We start from the raw sequence: 14,708 nt of genomic DNA on the forward strand, positions 1-14,708 counted from the left end.
GGGTTACAAAACTTTCAAAATATCGAGATGTCTAAACGAGCATTAGTAGATGCTAGCGGCTCTGGAAATAGTGCCGTTAAACTAGTAGGAAAACAAATTTTTTTGACTGAAGGCTCGGTTGCGTTGATTCAAAATCAAGGCGCACAAACTGGAAGCGGTATAAATATACAGGCTTTAGATTTACTTCAATTAAGCGGTACTTCTGCGGATGGAATGATCCCTAGTGGAGTTGAAATAGAAACTTTGGGAGGAAGTGTAGGTGATGTTGTAGTTTCAACTAAGCGTTTGAGCTTTGAAGATGGAGCAGCTATAAATAGCAAGACATTTACACAAGCAAGGGCTAGCAATATACTTCTAGATGCTTCTGAATCTATAGAAGTCAAAGGATTTTCTTTTATTAACCCTACCACTGCTAGCATTGCTAGTGGCATTGGCTCATATACTTTTAGTGCTGGCACAAGTGGGAATATTGCAATTAATACAGGTCAATTAACTGCTTTAAGTGGAGGTACTATAACATCTGGAACTTTTGGTACTGGCACAGGTGGGGAATTGCTCATTAATGCGGCTCGTAGTGTTGAATTGAGTGGGTTTAATCCTATCCTTTCTTCCCCAAGTCAAATAGCTGTAGCAGCTTATAAATCTGGAAATTCCGGGAATTTGAAAGTCATCTCGCCTGAAATTAGATTAAACAACGGAGGCATTATTGCTTCTTATACTTTTTCCAGCGGTAATGCTGGAGATATCACAATTGAAGCCCCTAGTTTTCTAAGTATTACAACCCCTGTCAATACAAAAGATTTATCTTATGAATTTTTGTCTGGAATATCATCATACGCAGTATCCCCTCCTGTATTAATACAACAAGTTTTAGGACTATCTTCAGAGGTAAGTGGAGCAGCTAGAAGCATAAAAATAAAAACTGAACGATTATCCCTATCTAAAGGTTCAATTACCGTAAGTAATTTAGGCACTGGTTCAGCGGGGAACGTAGATATTGATGCAAATATAGTTTCTCTGAAGAATAATTCTTCCATTAGTGCTGCAACCGCATTGGCAGACGGAGGAAATATTTTTATACACGCAAACGATGTGCAATTATTTGACAGCATTATCAGTGCTAGTGCCAGTAATCCTGAGGCGGCTTATCGTCTTTTAGGTATCGACTTTCCCTACAACCTTGCCCCAGACGGTGCTGGCATTGGCGGAAATGTGACAATTGATACAAATACTCTGTTTTCTTTGGGAAATAGCACTATCACAGCTAACGCTTTTGGAGGACGCGGCGGAAATATCAGGATAAATGTTCGTGATGGGTTCCTTTTTTCTGAGAATAGCCTAGTTGAAGCCAGCTCTGAGTTGGGAATCAATGGCACAGTTCAAATCAATGGATTTGCTATTAATTCCAGGGGCATTAAAGCAGCACCAGAAGTCGTTCAGGAAACTCCTGAAATGGACTCCAACTGCCAGGGGCGATCAGGTGTAGCGGCAAGTGAATTAGTAATCAGTAGCAGAGGCGGTTTTCCATCTAGCTCTGACGAAATGCCAGAGAACATTTATGAACGGCAGAATAACTCTGTTCTAGTTGAGAAAAACATTTCGGAAGAACATAAGGCATCAGCAGTTGAACAAACCCTAGAAATCGTAGAAGCTAACACCTGGACAATAGGCTCTAATGGAAAAATTGTCCTGATAGCAGACCCTAATACAGCCACCCCCGTTGCTTCGGCATTGTCTGCCTCAAAATGTCGTCAGGAATTTTATACATCAGAAGTATCACCAACCATAAAAACAGTACAGAGAAATGATTAAGTTCCAATACTGGTTCAAGTACTCGTTATTAGGAATTCTAGCTTTGTCAATAGTTGTAAGCCAACCTTCTATTACCCCCGCTCAAACTTCAAACAAAAAAGCACAACAACACAATCAAGCGCAAGTATTGACCCAGGAAGGTTATAAGCAATTAAATCTTGGTCAGGCAATTAAAGCTTTAGAAATTTGGGAAAAAGCTACGAGCATTTACCGTCAATTAGATAATCAAGAGGAGATTAGTGGAAGCTTAATTGATGAGAGTATTGCATTACAAGCTTTAGGTGCAAATCTTCGTGCATGTCATACGCTCATTAAAGCCTTAAAGTTAGATAACAATGCTGGGATTTGTACTATTGCTCCGGCACAATCGACTGAATCTATAAAACAACTACTTTATACAGCTATTACGAAGCAAAAACCAATACCAGTTTACTTATTAGGATGGCGTCATTTAGGAGAAGCCTTACGCCAAATAGGTAAGCTAGATGAATCAAAAATAGTTTTAAAAGAAACGCTCTCACTTACCAAGCAAACCCCTTCGGCTGATATTAGCGGAATTTTGCTATCTTTAGGGAAAGTTGAGCAATCTCTTTACAAGCAAGCGCAAAATAGATTTTTTCAGACAGAAGAACCCGTTTTTCAAAAAGAAATTGTTAATATAATTCAGGAGCATTCACTTAACTCCCTTGATGTTTATCAACAGGTGAGTAATATCCCAAATGCTCCAACCGGAGTAAAACTGCAAGCTCAATTATACCGTTTGAGCTTACTATTAGACTTTGATAATTGGTTAGCAGCAGAGTCCAATTCAGGCAATATACAGTTAAAAAATATTCGTACTAAAATTACTCATCAGATTCAGCCAGCAGCGACTCTAATTATAAATAATTCTTTGGCATTTTCTCAGATCCCAGCTAGTAATTCTATTTATGCCAAATTAAATTTTGCTAAAAGTTTAAATAAGATTGCAAGCAAACAATTACATTCACTAGCTATCGAATATGCTGAAGAAGCCTTGCAGACAGCTAAAAGACTGAATAATCCGCGATTAAAGTCAGATAGCTTCGGCACTCTAGGCAAGTTAAAACCAGAGCAATCACTTGCATATTTTCAGGCAGCTTTGAGCCAAGCTCAGTTAAGCCAATCATCGGATCTTGCTTATCAATGGCAGCAGCAGTTAGGGGATTTATACAAAAAACAAGGAAAATACGATACAGCCCTTCACGCTTACAGTGCAGCAATTGATAATGTAACTAAAGTGCGTGATGATCTTTTGCCAAGCAATGCAGATTTACAATTCTCCTTCCAAGAAAAAGTGGAGCCTGTATATCGGGAGTATATGCGATTGCTCTTGGCATCTCCTAACCCTAATTTAAAACGAGTAATTCAGGTAAACGAACGGCTGCAAATCGCTCAATTAGAAAATTTTCTTCAATGTGGCAAACTTGATATCATCCCTTTAAATGAAGTTAAAAACTTGCCAAACCCTCCAACAGTAGTTCACATTATTGATTTAGACAACAACGTAGAAGTAATTGTCCAGTCCCCTGATGGCTCCTTTCACCACCATTCTGTTGACTCCAAACTAGTTAAAACTAGCGTCGATAATCTGTTAGAAATCTTACAATCTTCTAGACTAGGTTCTATTAATAAGAATTTAATTATTTTGCCTTCTCAATCACTTTATGACTTGTTAATTGTACCCATAAAGACATCCTTACCTCCATCAGGGACACTAGTGCTTACTTTAGATACATCTTTCCAAAGCTTACCAATAGGTATGCTTCATGACGGCAAAGATTATTTACTCAAGCGCTACAGCATTGCTCAAACTTTAGGTTCTAGGATTAGACCGCCTAAATTTTTACCCAAGGAACAGTTAAGAGCCTTAATTGCTGGACTATCTAAATTTAGTCCCAGCTTTAACGCTCTAAATGCTCCCGAAGGCTTAAAAGCCTTGCTAAGAGTAAAACAGGAGGTAGAAGATGTTAAAAAACAAACTACTTCTTCAACAGTCTTATTGAATGAAAAGTTTACTAGCCAGGCGCTTGAGCAACAGTTAAGCACAAATCATTTTTCTATCCTTCATCTAACTACTCATGCTCAATTTAGTTCTGATGCCCAGAAAACAATGTTTTTTACTTGGAACAAACCAATTACTGTACTAGAGTTTGATAACTTACTAAAATTAAACGCTCAAACTAATGAAGATGGGATTGAACTATTAGTTTTAAGTGCCTGTGAAACCGCTAAGGGTAATAAGAGGTCAGCATTGGGGATTGCTGGTGTGGCAGCACAAGCCGGTGCCAGAAGTACAGTGGCAACTTTATGGAAGGTAGATGCTGACTCCACTGCTTTACTTATGGAAGAGTTTTACAAAAACTTGAAGTCCGGGACTCCTAAAGCAGAGGCATTACGTCAAGCACAATTAAATTTAATGTCAAATTCTAAATACAGCCACCCTTATTTTTGGGCTTCGTTCTTACTCGTTGGTGGATGGCTGTGAGATTTTGTGCAATCACAACCATAAGTTATCGATAATTTTAACAATTATATATTGGCAATCGGCAATGCCAACATCTGGTTGCTATCGTTGCCAACTTTTACCTATTGTGCCATTCTACCAACTTTAGTCCTTGTTGCACTTTAGTTAATTCATCTGAGTTCCTAGTGCGTTTCGCCAATTCATTTGCCACCTGATAATTACGAAGCGCTTCATTTGGCAACCATGCTTCTAGATATCGATCTGCCAGTACTCGGTAAAGAGTGGGGTTTTGACTTCCTGCTGCCACTCGTGCTTTCAGCGTCTCAATTGATTCATTCAAAAGGCTTTTGGACATAAATACAGCATCTAAATCTAAAAAAGCAGCTTCGTCTGGAGGCAAGTTTAATTCATTGATCTGCTTTACTTTATATGCAATTTCTTTTTGGTCTTTTTCTGGCAAAACACTTATTACTAAAGGCTCCGAACTAATCAAAGAACCTCTCAGGTTGGCAATGACAGTAATTTTGTAGGTGTTGCCAAGTTGCAATTCTATTTGCTCTTTCGGGTATGCCAGTGTAGTCGTTTTCTGATCTACTGTTGCTTCCCAATAAAATTCGTAACCCTTTACAATTACTGTGTAATTAGTAGCGTTCGAGACAGCACTCCAAGATATTTGAGGCCGCGTACTTAACATTGAACTCCCGTAAGGGCTTATTAGGGTTGGTGCTTCTTTTTCCTCACCTGCCCCCTTAGGGTTATAGCAATTACTCGGATTTAACCCCGTACATAGCTCCGCTATCTCTTGCGGCACTGTACACGTATCTGGCTCCTTGAACACGGTACTATGCTTCAGGTATACAAAATCTCCATTTAAGTAGCACAAAACCTTGACTGTAGCTCCCTTAACTGGATTAATCCGATCTCCTTGGCACAGTCGCCTTCCACTTGGCAAGTGGAGATCGCCTGAGCTAGAGACTCGACCTATAAACTTGCGACACCCACTTTTTACTACTGCTACTGATTGAGTCCGACTTCCTGCGCTGCTAATATCTGATAAAAGTAGTATTGATAGTAATATCGATACAAGCGCTGCAACTTGAAACTTGGAAACTTTTTTCTTCCTATGGTTGAGTAAAAACTGCATTAAAAGTTTTTATGTAGTTACTTGCCTTTTATTAGCATACATAAGTTTGATAACTAAACAAATATCTAGAGTCTATAACTTTCCCACAATGCACTCTATGGAGAGATTTTTGAGTTTTTGGTGAGGCGGTCTAGCAATTCCTGTCTCCACTTGAAAACATCTTGTTGAGTAGTCCTAGCAAGCATACAGATTTCCCATGAAAGTCTCGCATCCTCAATTTTACCTAGAGCTTCTTGCACCTGAGCAAGCAAGCAGACAGCATCTATTCTCTTGCTGTCTAAATCACTTGCTTTTTGTAAATATTTCTCTGCCTCGTTATACTGATTTTGCATGAACTTTGCCCAACCCAAATTTTTATATAAAGCAGCTTGTAGTTTTGGGTCTTCAGTCAAGCGCAATCCTTCAAACGCTAATGCGCTAGCCTGGGTATAGTCTTCTTTGAGATTTCTGAGGCGCGATAAATCATTGAGCGCAGGCACTGCTTTTTTATTAATTCTAATTGCTATTTTATATTGTTCTTGAGCTAAATCTTCTTTTCCTTCTCCATCATAAAAACTTCCTAACCTATAATATCCTTCCCAATCATTAGGCTTTAATTTCAAAATCTGCTGATAATTATCTAAGGCACAAGCGACTTCTCCAAGCTGCCAACAAACTACAGCTAAACTATCATAAGCATTTATATCTTTGTCATTATATTTAAGGGCTAACTCATAATATTTCTTCGCTAGTTTGAAGTTGTTAAAATGACGAGCAGCTTGCTCTAAGTAAAACTGGGAAACAGAAAGTTTAAGTTGGAAATTATATTCTATAGCTTGGTTAAAATAGTTTTGTGCAGTTTGCGAATCATTTGCTAATTCTGACTTTTTACCTTGTAGTACTAAATTATTAGCCATTACTGGTAGAAATACTTTAAAACCTCCAAAAAAACCTAAAGCAATTAATGTAACTAATAAACTAAATAAAGTTTTTTTAGACTTAATTAATCTATTGAGTTTGCTTTGCAAAGGAAGGCTTTTTAACCTCTGCAAAATTACTTGAGTATTTTGTGGGCGTTGCCCTGGGAAGGGAGCCATCAAATCATCAATAAAATCAGCCAGAGATTTATCGATATGAGGTGCTTTATTCCTCCAAAGTAGCCTCCCTGTTTTTTCGTCGCTTTTAATTTGAATTAAAGGAATACCAGTAACTAAGTTAACAAAAGTTCTGCCTAATGCGTAAAAGTCTGACTGTGGTACAGCTTGCCCATTAATTTGCTCTAAAGGGGAGAAACAAGCTGTCCGAACGATAGTTATGTCATGCCCACTACCTAATCCTGTGCTGGTTCCTCCACTAGTACTAACTTTCGCTAAGTAGGTTCTAGTAATATCTCTTGCGCCACCAAAATCAATAAGTGCTAATTTGCCGTTGGGTTGAAAAATAATGTTATTTGGCTTAATATCTCTATGAAACACACCAGAACGGTGAACTAAATCAAGAATATCCATTAATTGTGAAAGCCAATCAAGTGCTAGGCTCTGAGGAATTTTTCCATGAGATTTTATCCACTTCCCTAAGTCCTCTCCTTCAAACTTCTGCATTACTAAGCAATGCAATTCTAAACGATCGTCATTCAGCCTCAAAGCAAAATAATCTCCTCTATTAGACTTAGGAATTCCAGGATGGTCAAGAATTTGCAATAAAATTGATTCGCGTCGAAGCAGTTCAACTAATTTAGGCTCGTCTATCCATTTTAAGATTTTCATCACTTTTCTTTGAGGATGTGGATAGGATTCTCTGCTATCATCCTCATCCTCGATAATACCAACGTCTTCAACCTCAAAAATATCTGTATAAGTATATGGATCTTTATCTAAAGAACGTAACGGATGTAACAAACGAAAACGTTTGTTTATTAATAAGGGATTCCCGCAAGCTAAACAATTTTCAATATCATCAGGATTGTGACGCTGAGTACAAAGAGGATTTATACAGTAGCTCACATTCGCTCCTGAACGGTATTACTTGTTTGTGATGCACTTGTCTTATCGTACACCAAGCCGAGTGCATCGACCAAAATATACTTCTTAACTACTGGTTCCAAACTATAACAAACTTCCTGTTTACTTGATTTTCTACTAGTTTCAATTAATGAACGTTCATCTAAGGCTTCCATTGCTGTTATTACTTCAGAAACTGACACTTTTAAACCTAATCGCTCTTTTAATCCACTAATAAGCTTAAAAAAAGGAATTGGAGTTGAATCTTTTGATAGCTCTTCTGCTAAAAAAATCATGATTTCTTTTTGGAGATCACTTAACAAGCCAGCTTGTCCAAATTGCATATTAAGCATTACTTTAAGTCTAGGTCCAATTACCGTCGTTTCATAATCAAAGAATTTTTGAACATTTCCTCCGAAAATACGATTAATTCGTTCAGCAACTGTATCTAACTCTGATGGATTTCCGCGATAATTTTCAATTAATTGTATACAACCGTCCCCAAATAATCCTTTATCACGTAGCATTTGCATTGCAGCATTTGAGTCTAAGCCTTCCAAGCGTAAAGATTCAAGAGGCAAACTTTGAGTTACGTAAGCAATGTCCTTTAAAGGCACTTGACTCGTTACTAATATGCAGCTTTTATGACGACCTTTTGTAATTCCAACAAAAAAGTCTTCATATTCTAATCTTCTTTTAAAACTCTCTACTTGCGCCACTTTTTCAAACCCATCTAATACTAGTAAACAACGATGTAGATGAAAATGTTTTGATAGCAAAGAAATTTTTCCTAGCAGAGTTTCTTCCTCTGCTTCTAGGTCAAAAATACTAATTAATTCACTGACTACTTCATCAATGGAGGAATAACGAGTAACTGTATTCCAAACTATGTATTCATATGCATCTGATTTATCTAAAAGTATTTCTTCGATTACTTTCGCTACCAATAGACTTTTACCTATTCCTCCTATTCCAGTTATGGCTATGCAAGATTTTTTAGAAAAATTAATTTGCTTTTTCAAATCAATAATTTCTTTTTTTCTACCATAAAAAAAACGCTGCTTTGGGCAGATCTCCATATATTCTTGTCTTGCCCACTAAACAATCATCGTCCAGCTTAGATGCTTCCAGCTTTATACAATGCTCTTTTCCTAGTTTAAGCAAAATATTTTTTAAAGTTATTTTTTTTACCTGCACCCCATTACCGATTACTTTTGAAAGTGTTGTCCATAACTGTGGTCCAACTTCCTGCTGCAAATAATACCCACTGTATCCAGAATCACTTGCTATTTCCTTATAGTCTTTACCATGCCAAGACCCTTCAATTACAATCCTTTCAGCTTTAGTCAAACGTTTTCCAGTATAACTAAGAACTTGAGCTTCTAGTATGTCAAGTACTGTTCTTATGTCTAAATTTTGACTTGAGTTCATGCTTGAGCCGTAATACCACTACAAACAATACTGTATTTCATCTTACTTATGACCAATCTTGTCAACCCCTATTCGCTTTACAATTATTAACTTAAAATAGGGATTACAATCTGCGCTTCAAGTTATAAGATTTAAAATGTTACATGGCTTAGATAGCAATAAATACCTGTGAATACATTGTCACAGTTATAGGTTAGCTATTTTAAAGCTGAAATTGACCAATCCCCTACCAGCAACTACCTTCCATAGGTAGCTAGACTTACTGACAAAACCGATCATCAGGTCTAATTGTAACATCTGGCGCGGGTTTACTTAAGTTAAAACCCCTCCCCGGATAGGATGCCTGGCACAAACATCATAAGTGTGGAGAACTTAAAAGTGAAAAGTAAAAATCTCACAGAACAACAGATGACCAGAACTTCTGTAATATCAGGTTATCACCTACGTAAAGTGGAAAATGAGGTGAATATACAACAATACCTGCATTTAACGCACAAAGCGCCACTAAGGAGTAGCGCTTTGTGCGTGATTTAAACTTCATATCGATTTAGAGCGGGGTTGATCTCGAAGGAACAAAATAAGTTGTCGTTGAAGTTTGGCTACAGAGACGACTACTAAATTTGTCTAAGAGTATAATCCGCGCTGTCAGATCCATTATAGGATCTGCCGCTTGGAAAGTCCATTCCTTGCGGGATGTTTTTGCTGTCGAAATTCATCATTTTTAGGTAAAGTTAAGTTTGATTAAGAAATGTCCCGAATTTTGTAGTCCAAAGCAGTAGCAGCGCGAATAACAGTTACCAGTTACCAGTTATCAGCTATCAGTTAGGAGTAGAGTCCAAGATTGATAACTGTTAACTGTTGACTGATAACTGATGCAACCCCCTCTGAACTTGTAAACCGAGTTATCAGGGGAAAATCATGACAAACAGAGAACGCCCTAAAAGCGCAGTAGTAGAGCGCATGGGGTCGAGTGCAACTTTCGCACGGCAACTTTATGCTGTGGCGAAGAGGAATTTTCGGAATATCCAGGTTAGAGCAAGAGTTTCGCAGCTTGAAAGAGTTCTCCCCAACGAATTCCAAGGGGAGAACCGATGAACACAGTGACAACTGAATACCCGAACAATCTCACGGCTGCCGAGTACCATGAGTTGTTAGCTGGTAGCGCCATTCATCCGGCGTTGATTAAGCCCAACTTCTTCCACATCGAGGGAGAATCAGTTTATGACTACCTGTTCATCTCTGATAAAATCCCACGCAAGAATGCGGGTCGGGTAACAGATGGATACATCAAAATGTATCAGCATCTATTACTGGGTGGGACGTGGATTCAGTCACTTGACCCATTTAAAAACTGGCAACCGATGGAATGGGGAAGGATTAAGCCCAACTTCCCGCGCTTTGATTGGCAAACAGGTAAACCAGTTAAATACGAGTCACCGCCCAAAACCCCCAACCGCGTTACCTATTTCGATGTCGCTAACCCCGTCTGGGACAAAGTTGCAAAGCGTTATTTAATTAAGCGTTATCATTCCCTTTTAGCGCTACGCTTACTGGATCAACTCAATCCACTAATATTTTGGGAGTGGGTAAAGCAGCATCCAGAGATTCCGATTATCTTATGCGAGGGCGAGAAGAAAGCCGCTTGCTTGCTTTCATTGGGGTTTGTAGCGATCGCACTGCCAGGAATTTGGAACGGGCGGGTCGGAAGACAAGATTTCGATGAACGACTGCACCCAGACTTAATGCCCTTGGCACAACCGGGGCGCAAGTTCATAATTCTTTTTGACTACGAAACGAAAGCTAAAACCAGGTGGTCGGTTTTTCAAGCTACTGTTCGTACAGCAAAAGCAATTGAGGCAGTAGGTTGTGAATGCGAAGTTGCATTGTTGCCAGGCCCAGAGAAAGGTGTTGATGATTTTGTAGTGGACAGAGGCGAAGATGCCAATGCCCTGCTAACTGCAATTATAGATGATGCCAAATCACTTGCCGATTACCAGCGCTCGTATCGGGCTAAGAAATGGGGACTTAGCAAATACAAACCAGATGTCACTATTAATGTTAAGTATCTCTCTGAGGCTTTGTGCATTCCTGAACTTGAAGAAAAATGCAATTTGCCTGAGCTTTATGATCTTGAAAAGGAACAACTTTTCACACCATCTATAAAAGGACATCAAAGAAACAAGGAGTCTACGGATTCTGGCGGAGTTGATTCATTCAAATCGAAGGGGGCCCCTACCTTCAATTTCCCAAAATCAGGACTGGTTGTACTGTGGAGCGACATGGGCACTGGGAAAACCGAGTTAATGCGCTGGTGGCGTGACCAAAACCCCGACGCTCGGTTCCTCAACAACGGGCATCGCGTCAACCTGCTGAAGAATTTAAGCGATCGCCTGAGAACTGCGATGTATTCAGACTTGGGTTACACAGGTTTAGCCCAAGCCCAAGCCCTTAGTATTACCATTGACAGCTTGCACAAACTCAATACGCAAGCGCTGATTTATGGCTGCATATTTATAGATGAAGCTTGCCAATACCTTACCCACCTATTACACAGTAATACGTGTAAACAGCACCGTGCAGCAATCTTGGAGGTACTGGAATATATAGTATACAACGCCCCCCTGGTTGTCCTTGCCGACGCACACATGGATGATCTTACTGTCAACTTCTTTCTTGCAATGCGACCAGTAGGTGAAGTACCTTACATCGTCAAAAATGAATGGAGAAATGGCTCACGCACTATATATTGGTACGAAGGCAGTAATTCAAGCGCCCTAGTTGCCCAAATCTCGGCGGCGCTGATGCAAGGTCTGAAAGTCATGGTTGCAAGTGACAGTAAGCGTTTCATCAAAAAACTCGAAAAGTCTTTTACTATCAAGTACGAAAAACCTAACTCTGACCAATCAAATACACCACAAAAATGGCGCATCTGGTCTGTCCACTCCGATAATTCCGGCAGTGAAGAAAACGTCGCTTTCATTAAAGATATCACCAACGCCGTCAAAAACTTTGATGCCTTGTTCACCTCTCCCAGCCTGGGAACTGGTGTCGATATTTCGGAGTATCATTTCGATTTGGTGTTCGGTGTTTTTCATGGAGTTTCCCAAACTGCTACCGAATGCGCCCAACAGCTTTACCGCTATCGCCCGAAAGTCCCCTTTCATATTTGGGTGGCCCCGCGTCCTCCCTTCGGCTACCAAGATACAAACGCTTCCAAGATAAAAGAACGCTTGCTCCAAACCAATGAAATGACTGCTTTTCTGTTGCGGATTGACCGTCAAACAGGTAAACGGGGAGCCGAGAAAGATTGGGCGCTTGAGGCTTACTGCCAAATTATGGCTAACCGCCACTATTCTCTCAATAATTTGCGTGATGATTTGCGATCGCTCCTCACTGAAATGGGCAATACATTTATATGCATGGGCAGTGATGACGATGACCAATCTCTTGAACGCATGAAAAATGCTGCGGCTGCTTTGGACACTGCCCATTATTCGGCTGTTGCCAAAGCGGGGGATATTACAGCCAGTGAGTACCGCGCCCGTCAAAGCAAAGATTACTTATCACAAAAGGAAATTTTTGAAAATGAGAAGTTTCGCATTTTTGACTCTTACGGCATCGAAGTCACAGAATCACTCGTAGAAATGGATAAAGGTGGTCGATTAATAGGAGCGATCGCTGGACTTGAGGCAATTTTAGCCCCAGCCGATGAATCAATTGTTGACCCGAAAACTGGGCGAAGTTATCCCACGCCACCAACAATTGTCGCTCAAAAAGACCGCAATGAGCGGGACAATTTACCTTTGTGCATCGACTGGGGCAATTACTCGGCGCGGTGGCTAGCACGGTTTAACCTGGGGCTACATCAAATTCTCACTTCTTTAGTGAAGGGTGATGAAGTTACTGCCTCGGATACTCAATTAGTTAAGATGACAGCGATCGCCATTAATTGCGCTGCTCACGTCAAAGCAATTCTTGGGTTTACTATCCCGCGTGACTGTAAGCCTATTTGGTTGCTGGCCACAATAGTAGAGCAGCTGGGGTTAAAGTTAACCTTCCGCAAACAGGGTAAGCGCGGTGAACAGGTGAAAATTTTCTCTTTATCTAAAAAGGAATTGGAATTTGCTCAAGAGGTAATTGCTCATCGGGTGGCAAAGCGCACCTCTTTTGCTACACAAACCCCTGCTGTGTATAGCCTAAACCCTCTTCAGCCGCCCGTATCCGCCCCCCCCCTTAATGCTATAGGGAACCCCCCTTGGCAAGGGGAGGATACTACCGATTCTGAACCGCCTCCGACCGATCGCATTACGCTACTCCACTGCGTAGAAATACTTCGCTCTGGTATTAAGCAGGGGGTTGACGCGATTAAAGGCATCCTTAAGCGATGGAGGAGTGATTTGCGCTGGGAGACGGTGCTGGAACTTGAAGCGATCGCGGCAAATGAGCTACGTAACTTGGAGCAATCTGTGCCTGATTTTTATCAGTGGCTTAATGAGGAGGTGTTGCAGATGGAGGGGGCTAGCTAGATAAAAAATCTCATTAACATTTGAAAGTTGTTTCTAGTTTCGTTGCCAGTAGCAATTAATATTACTGGTTCCAATTTCTGCTGGATTTTCAAAAGTCATGTGCGTAAATCTCAAATATCCATCAAGTTCATAGCACTGCTGTCATTAGGTCTAGCTTTGAGATAGCGATCGGTGATGGCTAAATTGGCATGACCCAAAGTTTCTTTCACCAGCACTGGATTAGTCCCGCGCTCAATCGCATGAGAACCGTGGGCATGACGTAACCAGTGAGCCGAAACCAGTTCGCTTAATCCGGCTTCAAGTGCGATCGCTTTAACAATCGGGTGCAAGTTTTGACGGTCGAGGTGTCCCCCCTTTTGACTTGGAAACACTGCTTGATTGGCGTGAGCATTATCTTTGAACTCCATTAATTCCGTCCAGAGTTTCTGCTTGATGAGAATTGTCCGATTTTTACTGCCTTTGGCTTTTCGCACGTACACTTGACCACTCTCACCACGGGGTGTTAAATCTCCCCAAGTCAGATCACAGATTTCACTTGCCCGTAACCCTGCCTGATACAGGAGTTTGATAATTAACAAATTTCTTTTGGCTGTGTACTGGCGCTTAGGAGTTTTAGCATCAGCTAAATGCTTAGAAGCTGCCCGTACCAACAATTTTATATCAGCTTCATCAAGATAGCGTTCGTTGATTACATCTGGTAATTCACCCAGTTTTAGTGCCATACCCACATTAAAAGGGAGATATCCAATTTTATGAGCGAAACTAATCAAGCTTTTGGCACAAGCTATGTATATCCGCTTTGTGCTTTCGGCATTGCCCCCAAAAGAACTAGCGTATTCTACCAAGTCTTCATAAGTCACTTTTTTGAGCGGCTTGTCCAGAAAATCCAGAAATCGCCGAATGTAGCGTCGGTAAGAGATGATAGATGACTCTGCTTTTCCTTCCAACCACAGCCCAATCAACTTCGCCTCTGCCTGGGCTACTGGCAACGAAGCGATCGCCTTTCTATGGGCTGTTATGTGTACTAGAGAGAGCGTCATTTTTATTACTCCCTTAATAATCAGACACAAGCGTAGTTTCGTCTGATTTTATAGTGTCTTATTTTTATTGTCCTTTAAAATGGGCGTTTCAACTCACCCTCAAGCGAATGAAAATTTCTCGATTTTTGCGTATAGTACACCTCTAATACTGAGGAGCGTGACAAACACAATACTGTTATGCAATTGTTCAGCAGGGTATTTATTTTGAAAAACCTAAAAGTAGGTGAAAAAAAATAAACTAAAAATGACTTTATAGTTAATAAATGATATAAGAGGTCAAAGAGCGGACTC

The 14,708-nt window shown here is 40.3% G+C and carries 9 protein-coding genes; 4 read left to right on the plus strand and 5 right to left on the minus strand.

Features of this window, described 5'->3' with window-relative positions; all coding sequences use genetic code 11:
• Positions 1-27: 27 nt before the first annotated feature.
• A complete protein-coding gene (locus ANSO36C_RS31025) occupies positions 28-1,812 on the plus strand; it encodes an autotransporter outer membrane beta-barrel domain-containing protein (RefSeq protein ID WP_251960690.1) in 1,785 nt (594 codons plus the stop codon).
• Between the two features lie 43 nt (positions 1,813-1,855).
• Entirely contained in the window at positions 1,856-4,318 is a 2,463-nt protein-coding gene (locus tag ANSO36C_RS31030) for a CHAT domain-containing protein (protein ID WP_251960691.1), read from the plus strand.
• A 97-nt stretch (positions 4,319-4,415) separates the two neighbouring features.
• Here ANSO36C_RS31030 and ANSO36C_RS31035 read toward each other — a convergent pair whose 3' ends face one another.
• The 4 genes from ANSO36C_RS31035 to ANSO36C_RS31050 form a co-directional block, all read right to left on the minus strand.
• Positions 4,416-5,441, minus strand: coding sequence for a hypothetical protein (locus tag ANSO36C_RS31035; protein WP_251960692.1), 1,026 nt, complete (start codon positions 5,439-5,441; stop codon positions 4,416-4,418).
• A 95-nt stretch (positions 5,442-5,536) separates the two neighbouring features.
• On the minus strand, positions 5,537-7,423 hold the full coding sequence (locus ANSO36C_RS31040) for a protein kinase domain-containing protein (protein ID WP_251960693.1): 1,887 nt from the start codon (positions 7,421-7,423) through the stop codon (positions 5,537-5,539).
• A complete protein-coding gene (locus tag ANSO36C_RS31045; protein WP_251960694.1) occupies positions 7,420-8,499 on the minus strand; it encodes an NB-ARC domain-containing protein in 1,080 nt (359 codons plus the stop codon). Before ANSO36C_RS31045 ends, ANSO36C_RS31040 begins: the two co-directional genes overlap by 4 nt.
• Positions 8,462-8,851: a hypothetical protein gene (locus tag ANSO36C_RS31050; RefSeq protein WP_251960695.1), complete on the minus strand. Its 390-nt coding sequence runs from the start codon at positions 8,849-8,851 to the stop codon at positions 8,462-8,464. Before ANSO36C_RS31050 ends, ANSO36C_RS31045 begins: the two co-directional genes overlap by 38 nt.
• Before the next feature lie 918 nt (positions 8,852-9,769).
• Between ANSO36C_RS31050 and ANSO36C_RS31055 the strand changes: the two genes are divergently transcribed.
• Positions 9,770-9,946, plus strand: a complete 177-nt coding sequence (locus tag ANSO36C_RS31055; RefSeq protein ID WP_251960696.1) for a hypothetical protein — start codon at positions 9,770-9,772, stop codon at positions 9,944-9,946.
• Entirely contained in the window at positions 9,943-13,377 is a 3,435-nt protein-coding gene (locus ANSO36C_RS31060) for a plasmid replication protein, CyRepA1 family (protein WP_251960697.1), read from the plus strand. The genes ANSO36C_RS31055 and ANSO36C_RS31060 overlap by 4 nt, the downstream gene beginning before the upstream one ends.
• Before the next feature lie 110 nt (positions 13,378-13,487).
• On the opposite strand, the gene ANSO36C_RS31065 is transcribed toward ANSO36C_RS31060, so the two are convergent.
• Positions 13,488-14,417, minus strand: coding sequence for a tyrosine-type recombinase/integrase (locus tag ANSO36C_RS31065; RefSeq protein WP_251960698.1), 930 nt, complete (start codon positions 14,415-14,417; stop codon positions 13,488-13,490).
• Between the last annotated feature and the right edge of the window lie 291 nt (positions 14,418-14,708).

Origin of the sequence: Nostoc cf. commune SO-36 (assembly GCF_023734775.1) — a bacterium.
Classification (GTDB): Bacteria; Cyanobacteriota; Cyanobacteriia; order Cyanobacteriales; family Nostocaceae; genus Nostoc; species Nostoc commune_A.

Coding starts and splice junctions, on each gene's coding strand:
- ANSO36C_RS31055 (WP_251960696.1), top strand. CDS start 9,770: ATGACAAACAGAGAACGCCCTAAAAGCGCAGTAGTAGAGCGCATGGGG.
- ANSO36C_RS31045 (WP_251960694.1), bottom strand. CDS start 8,499: ATGGAGATCTGCCCAAAGCAGCGTTTTTTTTATGGTAGAAAAAAAGAA.
- ANSO36C_RS31060 (WP_251960697.1), top strand. CDS start 9,943: ATGAACACAGTGACAACTGAATACCCGAACAATCTCACGGCTGCCGAG.
- ANSO36C_RS31035 (WP_251960692.1), bottom strand. CDS start 5,441: ATGCAGTTTTTACTCAACCATAGGAAGAAAAAAGTTTCCAAGTTTCAA.
- ANSO36C_RS31050 (WP_251960695.1), bottom strand. CDS start 8,851: ATGAACTCAAGTCAAAATTTAGACATAAGAACAGTACTTGACATACTA.
- ANSO36C_RS31025 (WP_251960690.1), top strand. CDS start 28: ATGTCTAAACGAGCATTAGTAGATGCTAGCGGCTCTGGAAATAGTGCC.
- ANSO36C_RS31065 (WP_251960698.1), bottom strand. CDS start 14,417: ATGACGCTCTCTCTAGTACACATAACAGCCCATAGAAAGGCGATCGCT.